Origin of the sequence: uncultured Jannaschia sp. (genome assembly GCF_947494025.1) — a bacterium.
Classification (GTDB): Bacteria; Pseudomonadota; Alphaproteobacteria; order Rhodobacterales; family Rhodobacteraceae; genus Jannaschia.
Genome location: NZ_CANLTQ010000001.1, coordinates 317765 through 332906 on the forward strand (window position 1 = coordinate 317765; position 15142 = coordinate 332906).

At 70.2% G+C, this 15142-nt stretch carries 17 protein-coding genes; 8 read left to right on the forward strand and 9 right to left on the reverse strand.

Annotated features, from left to right (window positions below; translation table 11 throughout):
• Positions 1–34: 34 nt before the first annotated feature.
• Entirely contained in the window at positions 35–1036 is a 1002-nt protein-coding gene (gene cobT / locus Q1B08_RS01610) for a nicotinate-nucleotide--dimethylbenzimidazole phosphoribosyltransferase (RefSeq protein WP_299813702.1), read from the reverse strand.
• Positions 1037–1128: 92 nt separating this feature from the next.
• Between cobT and cobS the strand changes: the two genes are divergently transcribed.
• Genes cobS through Q1B08_RS01625 form a run of 3 tightly spaced genes read left to right on the forward strand, consistent with a single transcriptional unit; the run spans position 1129 to position 2943 of the window.
• Positions 1129–1860: an adenosylcobinamide-GDP ribazoletransferase gene (gene cobS / locus Q1B08_RS01615; protein WP_299813705.1), complete on the forward strand. Its 732-nt coding sequence runs from the start codon at positions 1129–1131 to the stop codon at positions 1858–1860.
• A 10-nt stretch (positions 1861–1870) separates the two neighbouring features.
• Complete coding sequence (locus Q1B08_RS01620) at positions 1871–2548, forward strand: molecular chaperone DjiA (protein WP_299813708.1); 678 nt, start codon at positions 1871–1873, stop codon at positions 2546–2548.
• Positions 2549–2604: 56 nt separating this feature from the next.
• Positions 2605–2943 carry a hypothetical protein gene (locus Q1B08_RS01625; RefSeq protein ID WP_299813710.1) on the forward strand — a complete coding sequence of 113 codons (339 nt, stop codon included), beginning with the start codon at positions 2605–2607 and terminating at the stop codon, positions 2941–2943.
• Here the strand turns inward: Q1B08_RS01625 and Q1B08_RS01630 are convergent.
• The gene (locus Q1B08_RS01630; protein ID WP_299813713.1) at positions 2940–3632 is read right to left on the reverse strand and encodes a phosphatidylcholine synthase; all 693 of its coding nucleotides are present in this window, start codon (positions 3630–3632) and stop codon (positions 2940–2942) included. The two genes, Q1B08_RS01625 and Q1B08_RS01630, sit on opposite strands and share 4 nt — an antisense overlap.
• Before the next feature lie 151 nt (positions 3633–3783).
• On the opposite strand from Q1B08_RS01630, the gene Q1B08_RS01635 reads away from it, so the two are divergent.
• Entirely contained in the window at positions 3784–4971 is a 1188-nt protein-coding gene (locus tag Q1B08_RS01635) for an aspartate aminotransferase family protein (protein ID WP_299813716.1), read from the forward strand.
• 74 nt (positions 4972–5045) lie between these two features.
• On the forward strand, positions 5046–5972 hold the full coding sequence (gene argF, locus Q1B08_RS01640; protein WP_299813719.1) for an ornithine carbamoyltransferase: 927 nt from the start codon (positions 5046–5048) through the stop codon (positions 5970–5972).
• 14 nt (positions 5973–5986) lie between these two features.
• Here argF and Q1B08_RS01645 read toward each other — a convergent pair whose 3' ends face one another.
• Complete coding sequence (locus Q1B08_RS01645) at positions 5987–6817, reverse strand: ABC transporter permease (protein WP_299813722.1); 831 nt, start codon at positions 6815–6817, stop codon at positions 5987–5989.
• A gap of 128 nt (positions 6818–6945) precedes the next feature.
• On the opposite strand from Q1B08_RS01645, the gene Q1B08_RS01650 reads away from it, so the two are divergent.
• Positions 6946–7563, forward strand: coding sequence for a GcrA family cell cycle regulator (locus tag Q1B08_RS01650; RefSeq protein ID WP_299813725.1), 618 nt, complete (start codon positions 6946–6948; stop codon positions 7561–7563).
• A gap of 10 nt (positions 7564–7573) precedes the next feature.
• On the opposite strand, the gene pssA is transcribed toward Q1B08_RS01650, so the two are convergent.
• From pssA to Q1B08_RS01665, 3 genes are all read right to left on the reverse strand, one after another.
• A complete protein-coding gene (gene pssA, locus Q1B08_RS01655; protein ID WP_299813728.1) occupies positions 7574–8317 on the reverse strand; it encodes a CDP-diacylglycerol--serine O-phosphatidyltransferase in 744 nt (247 codons plus the stop codon).
• On the reverse strand, positions 8314–9009 hold the full coding sequence (locus Q1B08_RS01660; protein WP_299813731.1) for a phosphatidylserine decarboxylase: 696 nt from the start codon (positions 9007–9009) through the stop codon (positions 8314–8316). The genes pssA and Q1B08_RS01660 overlap by 4 nt, the downstream gene beginning before the upstream one ends.
• 64 nt (positions 9010–9073) lie before the next feature.
• Positions 9074–11014 (reverse strand): AsmA family protein, encoded by a 1941-nt coding sequence (locus Q1B08_RS01665; RefSeq protein ID WP_299813734.1) that lies wholly within the window; start codon positions 11012–11014, stop codon positions 9074–9076.
• Between the two features lie 89 nt (positions 11015–11103).
• Between Q1B08_RS01665 and rimO the strand changes: the two genes are divergently transcribed.
• Positions 11104–12468: a 30S ribosomal protein S12 methylthiotransferase RimO gene (gene rimO, locus Q1B08_RS01670; protein ID WP_299813737.1), complete on the forward strand. Its 1365-nt coding sequence runs from the start codon at positions 11104–11106 to the stop codon at positions 12466–12468.
• Between the two features lie 4 nt (positions 12469–12472).
• Here rimO and msrB read toward each other — a convergent pair whose 3' ends face one another.
• Positions 12473–12967, reverse strand: coding sequence for a peptide-methionine (R)-S-oxide reductase MsrB (msrB, locus tag Q1B08_RS01675; protein ID WP_299813740.1), 495 nt, complete (start codon positions 12965–12967; stop codon positions 12473–12475).
• A gap of 84 nt (positions 12968–13051) precedes the next feature.
• Positions 13052–13762 (reverse strand): M48 family metallopeptidase, encoded by a 711-nt coding sequence (locus Q1B08_RS01680; protein WP_299813743.1) that lies wholly within the window; start codon positions 13760–13762, stop codon positions 13052–13054.
• Positions 13763–13867: 105 nt separating this feature from the next.
• On the opposite strand from Q1B08_RS01680, the gene Q1B08_RS01685 reads away from it, so the two are divergent.
• On the forward strand, positions 13868–14101 hold the full coding sequence (locus tag Q1B08_RS01685) for a hypothetical protein (protein WP_299813746.1): 234 nt from the start codon (positions 13868–13870) through the stop codon (positions 14099–14101).
• An 18-nt stretch (positions 14102–14119) separates the two neighbouring features.
• Here Q1B08_RS01685 and Q1B08_RS01690 read toward each other — a convergent pair whose 3' ends face one another.
• Positions 14120–15082: an acetyl-CoA carboxylase carboxyltransferase subunit alpha gene (locus Q1B08_RS01690; RefSeq protein ID WP_299813749.1), complete on the reverse strand. Its 963-nt coding sequence runs from the start codon at positions 15080–15082 to the stop codon at positions 14120–14122.
• Positions 15083–15142 lie beyond the last annotated feature (60 nt).

Consider the following 15142-nt stretch of genomic DNA (forward strand, 5'->3'; position numbering starts at 1 on the left):
GACAGCCGTCCACGGACGGTCGCCCTGCCCCGCGTCAGCCGGCGGACACCGCGGCCTCCGCGAAGGTGGCCATGCCGGAATGGCAGGCGAGAGCGCCGCGCAGGATCTGGATCGCCAGCGCCGCGCCCGACCCCTCCCCCAGACGCAGTCCGAGATCGAGGAGCGGGACGAGGCCCAACGCCTCGAGCATCCGCGCATGGGAACCCTCGGCCGACAGATGACCCGCGAGGCAGTGGTCGAGCGCGCCCGGCACCTCCGTCCACAGACACAGCGCCGCCGCCGAGCAGATGAACCCGTCGAGGATCACCGGCACGCGGTGCGCCCGGGCGCCGGCGATGGCCCCGGCCATCGCCGCGATCTCCCGCCCGCCGAGCGCGGCGAGCACCTCGAAGCCGCTTCGGGCGGGATTGGCGGCAAGACCTGCGGCGATCGCCGCCTCCTTCCGCATCAGGCCCGCATCGTCCACCCCTGTCCCCCGTCCGGCCCAGCCCGTTCCGCCAAGAAGCGCCGAAGCGATGGCCGCCGCCGAGGTCGTGTTGCCGATGCCCATCTCGCCGGTGACGAGGACGTCCGCCGACGGATCCACCGCGCGCCAGCCGGTCGCGAAAGCGTCGCACATCTCCGCCTCCGACATGGCCGGGCCGCGGGTGAAATCCGCGGTCGGGCGGTCGAGGGCGAGGGCATGCACCTCCATCCGGGCCCCGGCGAGATCCGAGAGGCGGTTGATCGCCGCGCCCCCCGCCCGGAAGTTGCCGACCATCTGCGCCGTCACCTCGGCCGGGAAGGCGCTGACGCCTTGCGCCGCGACGCCGTGGTTGCCGGCGAAGACCAGCACCTGCGGCGCGTCGAGCGCGGGGCGCGGATCGCCGGCCCAGCCTGCGCACCAGATCGCCAGGTTTTCGAGCCGCCCGAGGGCGCCGGGAGGCTTGGTGAGCTGCCCGTTGCGCTCTGCGGCGGCCTGTCTCGCAGCGAGGTCGGGGCCGGGCATGTCGTCCAGGGCGGCGCGCAGGTCGGCGAAGGTGGCGAAATCGGTCATGGGCGCTCCGTCAATCGTGGTCCGTCGCCGTCTTTACCGGCAGCGGTGGCAGCGATATGCGACGGGACGTCCCTTCACCAGCCGGGTGCGACATGAGCCTGAGATCCGACCTCGACGCCGCCGCGATGCTCCTGACCCGCCTGCCCGTCCGGGGCACGCCGAGCGCGCGCGCCGCCGACGCCGCCTGGGCCTGGCCCGTCATCGGCCTGCTCGTCGGCTTCGTCGCTGCCGCCTGCGGCTGGCTCGTGTGGGGGTTCGGTGCGACGCAGGCCGTGGCGGCGGCGGTGACGGTGGCGGTCTCCGTCCTGCTTTCCGGTGCGCTGCACGAGGACGGACTCGCGGACACGGCCGACGGGCTTTGGGGCGGCGGGGACCGTGCGCGACGACTTGAGATCATGCGCGACAGCCGGATCGGCACCTACGGCACGATCGCGCTCGTCCTGTCGCTGATGCTGCGCTGGTCGCTAGTGGCGACGGCACTGATGCAGGGGCAGTTCTTCGCGGTCGTCGTGACCGCCGCGCTGGTCAGCCGCGCGCCGATGGCGGTGGCGATGCGGTGGCTTCCGGCGGCCCGCGCGGACGGGCTGTCGCGCGGGACCGGACGCCCCCCGGCCCGGGCGACCTACATGGCGGCTGGACTGGCGATCGGGGCGCTCGCCCTGCACGGGGCGCACGGCCTGCTCGCGGGCGCGCTCGTCGTGGCCGCGCTTTGGGGGCTCGGCCACCTCGCCCGTACCCGGATCGGCGGACAGACGGGCGACGTGCTGGGCGCGGTGCAGCAATTCTCCGAGATCGCCGTTCTCGTCGCCCTGACGAGCGGCTAGGAGACACGCCATGACCCTCTGGGCCCGCATCCTCGCCGCGCTCGCGAGCCTTGCCCCGGGCGAGGCGTTGTCGAACCTGTTCGACCGCCTGCGCGCCCCGCCCGAGCGTTCGGTCGCCTTCACCATCGCGGTGATCGCCCTCGGCGCGAAGATGGCCAAGGCCGACGGCCATGTGAGCCGGGCCGAGGTCGCCGCGTTCCGCGAGGTCTTCACCATCCCGCCCGAGGAGGAGGACAACGCCGCACGCGTTTTCGACCTCGCCCGCACGGATGTCGCCGGTTTCGAGGACTACGCGCGCCGCATCCGCCGGATGTTCGAGAGCGACCGCGAGACGCTGTGCGACCTCATGGACGGGTTGTTCCACATCGCCATGGCCGACGGCACCTACCACGAGGGCGAGGACGCTTTCCTTGCCCGCGTCGCCGCGATCTTCGGTCTGAGCGACCGGGAGTTCCGCTCCCTCCGGGCCCGATTCGGCGCGGGCGAGCCCGATTGCTACGACGTGCTGGGCGTGGCGCCGGGCACGCCGATGCCCGAGATCCGCGCCGCCTGGCGCCAGGCGGTGCGGGAAACGCATCCCGACCGGATGATGGCGCGGGGCCTGCCCGAGGAGGCGGTGAAACTTGCGGAGAAGCGGCTCGTCGCCATCAACCGCGCCTGGGAGCGGATACAGGCCGGCAACGTCTGAGCGTCGCGACCCCGGCCGGTCTTGACCCGCCCGGCCCCCGATCCATCTCCCACGGCATGAGGTACTTCGCGTTCGCCCTCCTCCTCGCCCTGCCCGCCCACGCGCAGGACACGCCGCCCGACGAAGGCTCCTCGATGGAGCGGGGCCTGCGCCTGTTCATGGACGGCCTGCGCGAAGAGGTGGAACCGGCCCTGCGCGGTTTCCGGGGACTGGCCGAGGAGGCGCGTCCCTATCTGGAAGAGTTGCAGCGCAACCTGGGCGACGTGGTCGAGGATGTCGACGCCTACGAGGCGCCGGAAATCCTCGAGAACGGCGACATCCTGATCCGCCGGAAGGATCCGCTGACCGTCGATCCGGAGCCCGAGGCGACCCCGGACGGATCGGTCGACCTCTAGCTTCGTTTCTCGGTCACCTGCTGCACCAGACCGGCGCAGAGCAGGTAGAGGCTGCAAACTGCGAAGGTCCATCCCAGTACTTCGCCCAGCCCGAACTCGCCCCAGGCCGCGATCAGCGCCAGCACCATCCACGCCGTGGTGATCGCCAGCGTAAGCGCCCGCCAGCGCGTCGTTCGCACCGGATGGACGAACCGCCAGGGCATGAACATCGCGACCGAGAGGACGATCGACACGCCGAGCGTCAGCCACGGGTTCGGCTCCAGCACGAAGACCACGAGCGCCACCATGTTCCAGCAGCCGGGGAACCCCTCGAAGCTCGCATCCGGGGTCTTCATCCGCGTGTCGCAGAAATACAGCGCGCTGGCGAACGGTACCACGATCAGGATGCCCCAGCCCGGCCAGCCCGGCACGAGGCCGCTCGCATAAAGCGCGTAGACCGGGATGAAGACGTAGGTCAGGTAGTCGATGATGAGGTCGAGCAGCACCCCGTCGAACCGCGCCGCGTGCAGCGTCACGTCCCAGCGGCGGGCAAGCGGGCCGTCCACGCCGTCGACGATCAACGCCATCAGAAGCCACAGGAACATGCCCGACCAGGCCCCGTCCACCGCCGCCAGAAGCGACAGCATCGCGAAGACCGCACCGGTGGCGGTCAGGAGATGGACGGAGAGAGCGCGGGTACGGGGCCACATGCTGTTAACCCTTGCCCGTTCGGTCGGGCGATGTCGAGGGACGGTCGATCGATTGCGGGCCGGGCGCGTTCGGGACGCGCCCTCCGAATTGACAGATACCGGTAATTCCGCCACGCCGGACGCCTGAACCCGCAACCCCAGAGGCCCGGCCATGATCCCCGCCATCCTTCCCACCTACAACCGCGCCCCCCTGAGCTTCGTCTCGGGCGAAGGGTCCTGGCTGGTGGAAGCGGACGGGCGACGCTTCCTCGATCTCGGCGCGGGGATCGCGGTCAACGTGCTGGGCCACGCCCATCCCGTCCTGACCCGTGCGCTGACCGAGCAGGCGCAGGCGCTCTGGCACACGTCGAACCTTTATCACATCCCCCAGCAGGAAGCCCTGGCCGAACGGCTGGTGGCGTCGACCTTCGCGGATACCTGCTTCTTCACCAATTCGGGCACGGAAGCCTGCGAGCTCGCGGTGAAGATGGCCCGGAAATACTGGTTCGAGAAGGGTCAGCCCGAGCGCAACGTGATCCTCGCCTTCACCGGCAGCTTCCACGGCCGTTCCGCCGCCGGCATCGCCGCGGCCGGCTCCGAGAAGATGACGCGCGGCTTCGGCCCCCTCCTGCCCGGCTTCCGCCACCTGCCCTTCGGCGATCACGATCTGCTCCGGGCGGCGCTGGAGGCCGACGACGTGGCCGCCATCATTCTCGAGCCGGTGCAGGGCGAAGGCGGGATCATACCGGTCCCCGACCAGTGCCTGCGCGGCCTGCGCGAGCTTTGCGATGCGACCGGCACGCTGCTGATCCTCGACGAGGTGCAATGCGGCATGGGCCGGACCGGCAAGCTCTTCGCGCATGAATGGGCGGGCATCGCGCCCGACATCATGATGGTGGCGAAGGGCATCGGCGGCGGCTTCCCCCTTGGCGCCGTCCTCGCGTCCGAGGCGGCCGCGATCGGGCTTACGGCGGGCACGCACGGCTCCACCTACGGGGGCAACCCGCTCGCCTGCGCCGTGGGCAACGCGGTGATGGAAATCGTCGCCACGGAAGACTTCCTGTCGGAGGTGCGCCGCAAGGCGGGCGCGTTCCGCCAGGGTCTCGAAGGGCTCGTCGCCTCGCATCCCGACGTGTTCGAGGCGGTGCGCGGATCGGGTCTGATGCTGGGCCTGAAATGCCGGGTTCCGAACACGGATGTGATCGAGGGCGCCTACCGCGAGCAGGTCTGCCTCGTCCCGGCCGCAGACGGCGTCGTGCGGGTCCTTCCCGCGCTCAACATCGCGGACGCGGATCTGCGCGAGGCGTTGGCGCGACTCGACCGGGTCGCCGCCGCCATCGCCGAGCCGGCGAACGCCTGACCGTCTTTGCTTCCGAAATATCCTCGGGGGCCCGGGGGCAGACAGCCCCCGGCGCTCTCCGACCGGAGATCCAGATGACGCATTTCCTCGACATCCACCGCACCGACCCGGCCGCGCTGCGCGAGATCCTCGGCCGCGCCGGTGCCATGAAGGCGGCGCGGGGCGGCCGGCCGAAGGGCACGCCCGACGACGAGTTGCCGCTTGCCGGGCGGATGGTCGCGCTGATCTTCGAGAAGCCCTCCACCCGCACCCGCGTCAGCTTCGACGTGGGCGTCCGCCAGATGGGGGGTACGAGCATGGTCCTCTCGGGCGCGGAGATGCAGCTCGGCCACGGCGAGACCATCGCCGACACCGCGCGCGTCCTGTCGCGCTACGTCGATTTGATCATGATCCGCACCTTCGGAGAGGACATCCTCTTCGAGATGGCCGAGCATGCCTCCGTGCCTGTCATAAACGGGCTGACCGACCGATCGCATCCCTGCCAGATCATGGCCGACGTGATGACCTTCGAGGAGCATCGCGGCCCGATCGCCGGCAAGCGGGTCGCCTGGATGGGCGACGGCAACAACGTCGCGCAGAGCTTCCTCCACGCGGCGGCGAGCTTCGGCTTCGATTTCACCTTTGCCGGGCCCGAGCAGCTCGACCCCGATGCCGGGCTCGTCGGCGCGGCGCGGGAGGCCGGTTGCGAGGTCCGCATCGAGCGCGACCCGGATGCGGCGGTGCGGGACGCGGATCTCGTGGTGACCGATACCTGGGTGTCGATGGGCGACGCCGAATCCTCGCGCCAGCGACGTCACAATCTCCTGCGCCCCTATCAGGTGAACGCCCGGCTGATGGCGGCGGCACCGGAGCATGCGCTGGTGATGCATTGCCTGCCCGCCCATCGCGGCGAGGAGATCACCGACGAGGTGCTCGACGGACCGCGATCCGTCGTCTTCGACGAGGCCGAGAACCGGCTTCACGCCCAGAAGGCGATCATGCGCTGGTGCCTCGGCCTTTAGGGCCGTCCAAAGGCTCAGGACTTCAGGCGATAGCCCGTCCGGAACATCCACCAGCCGAGCGTCGCGACGGCGAGGGTGGCGCCGGTCACCACGAAGAAGCCCAGCACCGGCGAGCTGTCCGACACGCCGAGCACGGCGGAACGCAGGCCGTCGATCAGGTAGAAGACCGGATTGACGTGACTCAGCGCGCGCATGACCGGCGGCAGACCGTCGATCGAGTAGAACGTTCCCGACAGAAAGCTCAGCGGCGTGATGATGAAGTTCGTGATCGCCGCCATCTGATCGAACTTGTTGGCGAACACCCCGGCGACGAGCCCGAGCGCGCCCAGGAACGCGCCGCCGAGCGCCACCCAGACCACCGCCATCAACGGGTTGTGAATGCCGAGGCCGAGGAACGGGAACATCAGCACCGCGATGGCCACCGCGACGACGAGGCCCCGCGCTATCCCGCCGGCGAGGTAGCCCACCACCAGCTCGCCCCCCGACAGCGGCGGCATCAGCGTGTCGACGATGTTGCCCTGCACCTTGGAGATCACGATGGAGGAGGAGACGTTGGCGAAGCTGTTCTGGATCACCGTCATCATCAGGATGCCGGGCGCGAGGAAATGCACGAAGGGCAGCCCCATCACCTCGCCGCGCCGCGTGCCCACCGCGAGAGAGAAGACCAGAAGAAAGAGCGCCGCGGTGGCGAGCGGGGCGAGCAGCGTCTGGGTCCAGACCGTGGTGAAGCGCCGCACCTCGCGCAGGATCAGCGTCTGCAGCCCGAGCCAGTTGACCCGGCCGAACCGGCGCACGCCGTGACGGGCGGCCTGCGCGTCGTGTTGCATCGCTGTCGTGTCGGTCATCTGCTGCCTCTCGAACTCGGACGGGCCGCCTTGTCGCGCTGCCGCGGGATGCTTACAATAGCGTTTCGTCCGGGATCGCCACCCCTTGTGCGTGCTGGCGGCCGGAGCGGACAGACAAGGAGACATCGATGGCCTGGACCGACGAGCGTGTCGAAACGCTGAAGCGCATGTGGACCGAGGGCGCCTCCGCGTCGCAGATCGCCAAGGAGCTGGGCGGCGTGACGCGCAACGCCGTGATCGGCAAGGTCCACCGTCTGGGCCTTTCGAACCGCGGCGTCGATGGCGAAAAACCCGTCACGGATGCGGCGCCGGTCGCCGAGGCCGACCTGGGATCCGAGCCGGTGGCGGAGCCCGAGATCGAACCCGAGGCGGTTCCGGACGCGCCGGATGCGGAGCCCGAACCCGAGGAGGACGACGAGCCGCGCACCATGGCCGCCGTGCCGCACGGCGCGTCGGTCACGCCGCTCCGCAAGCCGCTGATGGCCGGTCAGCCGCTGCCGCCGCAGCCCTCGGCCAACGAGATTTCGCCCGAGGCGCTCGCCAAGGTGAACGCGGTCGAAAGGACGGCGAAGAAAATCTCGCTCATGGAGCTGACCGAACGGACCTGCAAATGGCCCATCGGCGACCCGGCCACCGAGAAATTCTGGTTCTGCGGTCTGCAGGTCCAGGCGGGCAAGCCCTATTGCGAGGCGCATGTCTCCGTCGCGTTCCAGCCGATGTCCTCGCGCCGGGACCGCCGCCGCTGATCCCGTCCGGTCAGCCTGCCCGGCGGCGGCGCCGCTGGGCGACCGCTCCCTGCAGGAGCATGCAGAGATAGGCCACCGACATCAGGACGTGGAACAGCCAGAGCCGCGTCAGCATGAAGCCGATCGCCACCGTCGCGCCGATCAGGACATAGACGGCGTTTTCCCGGCTGATCCGCACCGTCTTGAGCGAGATGGTCGTGAACCGCGCGACCATCAGCCCGCCCACGAGGATCATCCAGATCGCGATCAGGATCGGCGCGTCGCGCAGGTCGAGGAACCCCGCGAGGTGCAGCGAGACGGGGAAGATGCCGAGCATTGCGCCCGCCGGTGCCGGTACGCCGGTGAAGGAGCCCTTGGAGTTCGTCTCCGCCTTCGCGTTCACGTTGAACCGCGCCAGCCGGAGGCAGCAGCAGATCGCGAAGGTCAGCGCCGCGATCCAGCCCATTCCGGCCAGTCCGTCCAGTCCGAAATTATAGACGAGCAGCGCGGGCGACACGCCGAAGCACACGAAGTCCGACAGCGAGTCGAGTTCCGCCCCGAAGGGCGAGGAGGCGTTCAGGCGCCGCGCCAGCAGCCCGTCCATTCCGTCCACGAGCGCCGCAAGCACGAGAAAGCCCGCGGCCCAGCTGTACTGGTCTGCGAAGGTGAAGCGGATCGAGGTCAGTCCGAAGCAGAGCCCGAGGATCGTCACGAGGTTCGGCAGAAGCAGGACGACGGGGAACGGCGTCTCCCGCGGCTCGCGCGGAGCGGTCATTCCGTCCTCGCGGTGGCGGTGTCGTCGCGGCCGATCACGGCGAGCACTGATTCCCCGGAGGTCATCACCTGCCCGACCGAGACGCGCGGCGCCGTGCCTTCCGGCAGATAGACGTCGAGCCGCGAGCCGAAGCGGATCAGGCCGAACCGGTCGCCGCGCTCGAGCTGCGCGCCGGTATCCACCTCGCACAGGATCCGCCGGGCCACGAGGCCCGCGATCTGCACGACGCCGAGCCGGGTGCCGTCGGCCATGGTGAGGACGAGGCCGTTGCGCTCGTTCTCCTCCGAGGCCTTGTCGAGCTCAGCGGACAGGAACTTGCCCGGCCGGTAGGCCACCTCCGTCACCTCGCCGGCGACGGGCGCGCGGTTCACATGGCAATCGAAGACCGACATGAAGACCGAGACGCGCATCAACGGCTGGGGCCCGAGGTCGAGCTCCGCCGGCGGAATGGCCGGCCCGATCAGCGACACGATTCCGTCGGCGGGCGAGACGATCAGCCCCTCGTCCATCGGCACGGTCCGGTCGGGATCGCGGAAGAAGTAGTAGCACCACACCGTCAGCACGAGGCCCAAAAGCCCCAACGGCTCCCACAGGAGCCACAGGATGGCCGTCACGACCGCGAAGGCGGCGATGAACTTCGGGCCCTCACGGTGGACGGGTTTGACGAAAGTGGCGAGGAGGCTGACGCTCATGGACTTCCCTTCTGGGTTGCACGCGCAGATAGCGCGGCGGCGGGGTCGGGTCCAGCGGCGGACGTCAGCGATCGCCCAGAAGGCCGCGGAGCCGGTCGCCCACCCGCTCGCGGATCGCGTCCTCGATGGCTTCGCGGCTGTCGAGCCGCTCCGGCGCGAGGTCGAGCTCCTCGGCCAGTTTCTCGCGCACGCGGTCCTCGGCTCGATCGCCCACCGCTTCGATCCGCTGCCGCGCGACGTATTCCAGATCGGGGCGCACGCGCGGGTCGTGCCATGGCCCGTCGATCAGGAGGGGCACGGAAAGCCCTTCGCCGTCGTCCTCCGCGCGCAGGGTCGGGATGAGCCGGTAGTCGAGGCTTTGCCGTCCGAGGTCGATGGCCCCTGCACCCGTGGCGGAAAGATAGGGCGCGTCGAGCGTGAGGTCGTCACCGCGCGCGACGCCCTGCGCCACGTCGAAGGAGGCCGACAGAGCGTCGAACACCGTCCGCTGCCCTTCGCCCCGATAGCCGAGGTCGCGCGTACGGACCATGCCGGCGATGTCGAGCCCGGCGAAGGTGCCGGGGCCGAGTCGGACGGATGTCTCCCCCTCGAGCCCGGCCATCAGCGCAAGCACGCTTTCGCCCGAGCTCGAGAGGTCGATCGACGCGTCCGCCGTGGCGCTGAGCCGGTCCTGCCCGGCAAGGTCGGTGAGGAGCGGCTGCAGCTGCAATCCGGCGATGTCGAGCACGGCCCGGCCCGACAGCTCGCCGCGCCCGTTCAGGACCACCCGGCCCGTCACCGCCCCGCCATAGGCGCGGAGCGGGTCGAGACGGAGCACGGCGCGGCCGTTCTCGAGCGCGAGCGCCGCCGAAAGGGCGTCGATGCGGACGTCCCCGTAGGCGACGGTCCCGGTCTCGACAGTCAGTTCGGCGTCGAGCGCGAAGAGACCCGAGGCGTCGATGGGCTCCGCCGACCGGCCCTCGTCGTCCTCGCCGCTGTCCGCGCCGCCCGCCTTCGCACCCGGAAAGGCCAGCGCATCGGCGGCCAGCGCGCCGGCGAGTCGCGGGCGTTCGCCGGCGGGGTCGAGGTCCAGCCTGCCGGTGATGCGATTGCCGTCGAGTTCTGCCACGATGTCGCGCAGGTGGATCGTGCCCTCCGGGGCCAGCGTGACGGCGGCGGCGACGTCCACCCTCGCCGCGCCCAGACCCGGCGGAAGCGCCGGCGGCGTCACGCCCAGCGATCCGAACAGGGCAAAGCCGTCGGAGGAGGCGATCTCGGCCGCGCCGGCGAGCGACAGAGGATCGAGGCCGAGCCGTCCCTCGAAGCTGAGCGACGTCGCGTCGCCTTCGAGGACGGCGGAGAGACCGGTGGGCCCCCCGTCGAGAAGCGGTGCGAGGGCGTCGACGCGCGCGTCGAACCGGACGGGCCGTTCGCCGATCCGGGCGGTGCCAGCAAGCTCCACGGGCATGTCGGGCCCGGCGAAGCCGGTTTCGAGGTTCACATCCCGCAGCTCGATCCGCCGGGCGGTGGCGTGGTCGATCAAGACGATCTCCGTATCCGCCAGTGTTGCCGCGCCGACCGCCAGGCCTTTCATCGCGCTGCCCGGTTCGGTCCCGCCGCCGGAGGTGTCGCCCGCGTCCGCGACGTCGAACGTCCAGTTCCCGGTCCCGTCGGTCCGCCGCTCCAGCACGAGCCGTGCGCCCTCCACCGCAAGGCTGTCGATCCGGAGGTCGCCCCCGAGCAGGATGGCGGGCGACAGGCCGACCTCGAACGCCGCCGCCGCCAGCATCGGCCCGGCCTCCGACCACGCGGCATTGGCGAGCGCGATCCCCTCCGCCCGGACGCCGAGCCGGGGCCAGAGCGTCGCGGAGACCGGTCCCCCGATCGTGACCGCGCGGCCGGTCGCGGCCTCGATCCGGTCGGCGGCGATGCGGGCGATCCGCTCCTTCGGGATCGTCCAGGCGAGCCCGATCAACACCACCACCGCGAGAAGGAGCGCGACGGCGCCCCGAACGATCCATTTCATGCCCGACCTCGTTTTCGCCGACGATGAAACGCACCCCGCGAAGCCGCAAGGGCTTCCGCCCGGGGTCCGGTGCGCCTATGTGCCGGCCCATGTCGCAGAACCCGCCCGATCTCCGCCCCGACCTGGCGCCGCGCGCCGTCCTGCCCGGCGACGCCCGGCCCGGCCAGCCGAAGATCGGCATGGTCAGCCTCGGCTGTCCGAAGGCGCTGGTGGACAGCGAACGTATCCTGACCCGTTTGCGCGCCGAGGGCTACGCGATCAGCCCGGACTATGCGGACGCCGAGGCGGTGATCGTGAACACCTGCGGCTTTCTCGACAGCGCCAAGGCAGAAAGCCTCGACGCGATCGGCGAGGCGCTGCGCGAGAACGGGCGGGTGATCGTCACCGGCTGTCTCGGCGCGGAGCCGGACTACATCACCGGCGCGCATCCGAAGGTGCTCGCCGTCACCGGCCCGCAGCAATACGAGCAGGTTCTGGACGCCGTCCACGCCACCGTGCCGCCCGCGCCGGACCCGTTCGTGGACCTCCTGCCCGCATCCGGCGTGAGCCTCACGCTGCGGCATTTCAGCTATCTGAAGATTTCCGAGGGCTGCAATCACAAGTGCCGGTTCTGCATCATCCCCGACATGCGGGGCCGGCTCGCCTCGCGCCCGCATCGGGCGGTGATGCGCGAGGCGGAGAAGCTGGTGGAGGCCGGGGTGCGGGAGCTGCTGGTGATCAGCCAGGACACCTCCGCCTACGGCACCGACTGGAAGGACCGTGCGGGGGCGGGCGCGCATATCGTGAACCTTGCCCGGGATCTGGGCTCGCTCGGCGCATGGGTGCGGCTCCATTACGTCTATCCTTACCCCTTCGTGCGCGACCTCGTGCCGTTGATGGCGGAGGGGGCGGTGCTGCCCTATCTCGACGTGCCGTTCCAGCACGCGCATCCCGACACGTTGCGCCGCATGGCGCGACCGGCCGCGGCGGAGCGGACGCTCGACCGGATCGCCGAGTGGCGCGCGATCTGCCCCGACATCACGCTGCGCTCCACCTTCATCGTCGGCTATCCGGGCGAGACCGAGGCCGAGTTCGAGACGCTGCTCGACTGGCTCGACGCGGCGCAGCTCGACCGCGTCGGCGCCTTTCGCTACGAGAACGTGGCCGGTGCGCGGTCGAACGCCCTGCCCGACCACGTTCCCGAAGACGTGAAGGAGGAGCGGTTCGCCCGCTTCATGGAGCGCGCGCAAGCGATCTCGGCCGCGAAGCTCGCGGCGAAGGTCGGCACCCGGCAGGAGGTGATCGTGGACGCCGTCGACGCGGAGGGCGCGACCTGCCGGACAAAGGCGGACGCGCCGGAGATCGACGGCAACCTCTTCATCGACGAAGGGTTCGAGACGCTGGCCTCCGGCGACATGCTCACCGTCGAGGTGGACGAGGCCAGCGAATATGACCTCTGGGGCCGCCCGGTCTGAGCGGTCAGGCCGTGGCCGGCGCGAAATCAAGCGCCGCGCCGTTGAGGCAATGGCGCTTGCCCGTGGGCTCCGGGCCGTCGTCGAAGATGTGGCCGAGATGCCCGCCGCAATTCGAGCAATGCACCTCCGTCCGGACCATCATCAGCGACCGGTCCGGCTTCGTGCCCACGGCGCCATCGATGGCCTGCGTGAAGGAAGGCCAGCCGGTGCCGCTCTTGAACTTCGTCTCCGAGCGATAGAGTTCCTGCGCGCAGCCCCCGCAGCTGAAGACGCCATCCCGCGCCTCGTCGTTGAGCGGGCTGGAGAAGGGCCGCTCCGTCGCGCCCTCGCGAAGCACGGCGAACGCCTCGTCCGTCAGGCGCTCGCGCCATTCCGCGTCCGACAACTCGATCGGGAACGTCCCCTGCGCGACCGTGTCGTTGCGCAGCCAAAGCCCCGCGCCCGCCGCCAGCGCCGCGACGGCACCCCCTCCGAACAGCAATTTGCGCCTGTCGATCATCACGGTCCTCCTCTCGTTCAGCCGAAGACCTAGGATCGGATCGGGGCTCGTGTGCCCCGGAGTCACGATTTTATGATCGGGCGGTCAGAGGCCGGCCGCGGTCCGCCGAACGATGTCGATGCGGTCCGCGTTGGGCGGATGGGTGCCGAGGAAGCGGTCGCCGGGATCGGGGATGCGGGTGAAGAATTGCGCCCCCCGGATCGGATCGTAGCCCGCCCGCGTGACGATGATCGTGCCCAGCGCGTCGGCTTCGAGCTCATGCTCCTTGGAGAAGCGCCGCGCGCCGACCCCGGCGCCGAGCCGGCTGATCTCGTTGACGGTGCGCCCGTCCGCGCCCGCGACGGAGGCGATCAACCCGCCGACGAGCGCGCCCGTAGCCGCGGATTGCTGCTGCCGGGCGATGTGCTGCTCGATATGGTGCGCGCTCTCGTGGCCGACGACGAAGGCGATCTCGTCGATGTTGCGGGCATCCGCGATCAGGCTCCGGGTGAAGGTGATGACCGGCCGGCCGTTCTTGTCGAGGGACTGGAACGCGTTGGGCGGCGCGCTCGGGTTCGGGTCGATCCGGATCAGGAAGTCGCAGTTCACGTCCTGCAGGCGCTGCCGGCACAGCCCTTCGGCCGCGGGCTCCACCCGGTCGACCGCGGTCCGGAAGTTCGTCGTCGCCGTGGCGCTCGACACCCGGTCGGGCACCGGCCCCCCCGCGGGGGCAGGGGCCTCGGGGGCGGACGACTCGACCGCGACACAGGCCGAAAGAAGGCACGACGCCAGCGCGGCGAGGAAAGGAAGGCGCATGGATTTCTCCCCGGATGTCGGTACGTTCCCACCGTCTACAAGATCGTCGCGACCGATGTCAGCGCAAAGTCGAGCCACGGTTACGGGATAACGAACGGAGAACGGATGTTTTCGATCGAACATGGATTCGACGCCACGGTGGTCACGCTGGTGGACGAGGGTGAGCCGGGCACGCCGCCCGGGGAGGACGTCGTCGTTTCCGCCTTCGAGGAATGCGTGACACTGACGCAACTCGACCCCCGGAGCGGCGAGCCCGTCCGGGTCACGCTGACCAACGGGCAGTTGCGCGATCTCGTCACCGCGCTGAACCTGCCCGAAGGCGTGTACCGGCGGCCCTGACGGACCGGCGCCGGGGGATCAGGCGGCGAGCCCCTTGGAGCCCATGCCGAGATACTTGGCGCGCCGCTGCCTGCGCAGGGCCTCGGCGTCCTGCCCGTCGAACTCCGCGAGCATCGCCGTGAGCGCCGTGCCGACGGAGGCGATGGTGGCATGGCGATCCCGGTGCGCGCCGCCCAGCGGCTCGGCTACGATCCGGTCGATCACGTCGAGCTTCAGGAGGTCCTGCGCGGTGAGGCGCAACGCCTCCGCCGCCTCGCGCATTTTCTCGGCGTTCTTCCAGAGGATCGAGGCGCAGCCCTCGGGCGAGATGACCGAATAGATCGAGTGCTCGAGCATCGCCACGCGGTTGGCCGTCGCGAAGGCCACGGCGCCACCGGAGCCGCCCTCTCCGATTACCACGCTGACGAGCGGCACGCCGAGGCGCAGGCATTCCTGCGTCGACCGCGCGATGGCCTCGGACTGGCCCCGCTCCTCCGCGCCCTTGCCGGGATAGGCGCCGGGCGTGTCGATCAGCGTGACGACCGGCAGGCCGAACCGGTCGGCCATCTGCATCAGGCGGATCGCCTTGCGGTAGCCCTCGGGCCGGGCCATGCCGAAGTTCCGCTCGATCCGGGTACGGGTGTCGTGCCCCTTCTCATGGCCGATCACCATCACCGACCGCCCGTCGAGCCGGGCGAGCCCGCCCATGACCGCGTGGTCGTCTGCGAAATTGCGGTCGCCGGCAAGCGGCGTCCATTCGGTGAAGAGCCGCTCGATGTAGTCCTTGCAATGCGGGCGCTCGGCATGGCGCGCGACCTGCGCCTTCTGCCAGGGAGACAGGTTGCGGTAAAGGTTGGCCAGCATGTCGCTCGCCTTCTGGTCGAGCTGCGAGGCCTCCTTCTCGACATCGACCTTGGAGTCGGACTGCGCCATCGCGCGCAGCTCCTCGGCCTTGCCCTCGACCTCCGACAAGGGTTTCTCGAAATCGAGATATTGCGTCATGTCCGCTGCGTCCCGTCCGTTCGAACCATGCGGCCCGGTATGACGGCGCGGGCGGGCCTA

What these genes read in the sequence shown, in the direction of transcription:
- pssA (WP_299813728.1), bottom strand. Translation starts at nt 8,317, where the DNA reads ATGACCGCTCCGCGCGAGCCGCGGGAGACGCCGTTCCCCGTCGTCCTG.
- Q1B08_RS01650 (WP_299813725.1), top strand. Translation starts at nt 6,946, where the DNA reads ATGGCCTGGACCGACGAGCGTGTCGAAACGCTGAAGCGCATGTGGACC.
- Q1B08_RS01665 (WP_299813734.1), bottom strand. Translation starts at nt 11,014, where the DNA reads ATGAAATGGATCGTTCGGGGCGCCGTCGCGCTCCTTCTCGCGGTGGTG.
- Q1B08_RS01690 (WP_299813749.1), bottom strand. Translation starts at nt 15,082, where the DNA reads ATGACGCAATATCTCGATTTCGAGAAACCCTTGTCGGAGGTCGAGGGC.
- Q1B08_RS01635 (WP_299813716.1), top strand. Translation starts at nt 3,784, where the DNA reads ATGATCCCCGCCATCCTTCCCACCTACAACCGCGCCCCCCTGAGCTTC.
- Q1B08_RS01625 (WP_299813710.1), top strand. Translation starts at nt 2,605, where the DNA reads ATGAGGTACTTCGCGTTCGCCCTCCTCCTCGCCCTGCCCGCCCACGCG.
- cobT (WP_299813702.1), bottom strand. Translation starts at nt 1,036, where the DNA reads ATGACCGATTTCGCCACCTTCGCCGACCTGCGCGCCGCCCTGGACGAC.
- rimO (WP_299813737.1), top strand. Translation starts at nt 11,104, where the DNA reads ATGTCGCAGAACCCGCCCGATCTCCGCCCCGACCTGGCGCCGCGCGCC.
- Q1B08_RS01630 (WP_299813713.1), bottom strand. Translation starts at nt 3,632, where the DNA reads ATGTGGCCCCGTACCCGCGCTCTCTCCGTCCATCTCCTGACCGCCACC.
- Q1B08_RS01645 (WP_299813722.1), bottom strand. Translation starts at nt 6,817, where the DNA reads ATGACCGACACGACAGCGATGCAACACGACGCGCAGGCCGCCCGTCAC.
- cobS (WP_299813705.1), top strand. Translation starts at nt 1,129, where the DNA reads ATGAGCCTGAGATCCGACCTCGACGCCGCCGCGATGCTCCTGACCCGC.
- Q1B08_RS01620 (WP_299813708.1), top strand. Translation starts at nt 1,871, where the DNA reads ATGACCCTCTGGGCCCGCATCCTCGCCGCGCTCGCGAGCCTTGCCCCG.
- msrB (WP_299813740.1), bottom strand. Translation starts at nt 12,967, where the DNA reads ATGATCGACAGGCGCAAATTGCTGTTCGGAGGGGGTGCCGTCGCGGCG.
- Q1B08_RS01660 (WP_299813731.1), bottom strand. Translation starts at nt 9,009, where the DNA reads ATGAGCGTCAGCCTCCTCGCCACTTTCGTCAAACCCGTCCACCGTGAG.
- argF (WP_299813719.1), top strand. Translation starts at nt 5,046, where the DNA reads ATGACGCATTTCCTCGACATCCACCGCACCGACCCGGCCGCGCTGCGC.
- Q1B08_RS01685 (WP_299813746.1), top strand. Translation starts at nt 13,868, where the DNA reads ATGTTTTCGATCGAACATGGATTCGACGCCACGGTGGTCACGCTGGTG.
- Q1B08_RS01680 (WP_299813743.1), bottom strand. Translation starts at nt 13,762, where the DNA reads ATGCGCCTTCCTTTCCTCGCCGCGCTGGCGTCGTGCCTTCTTTCGGCC.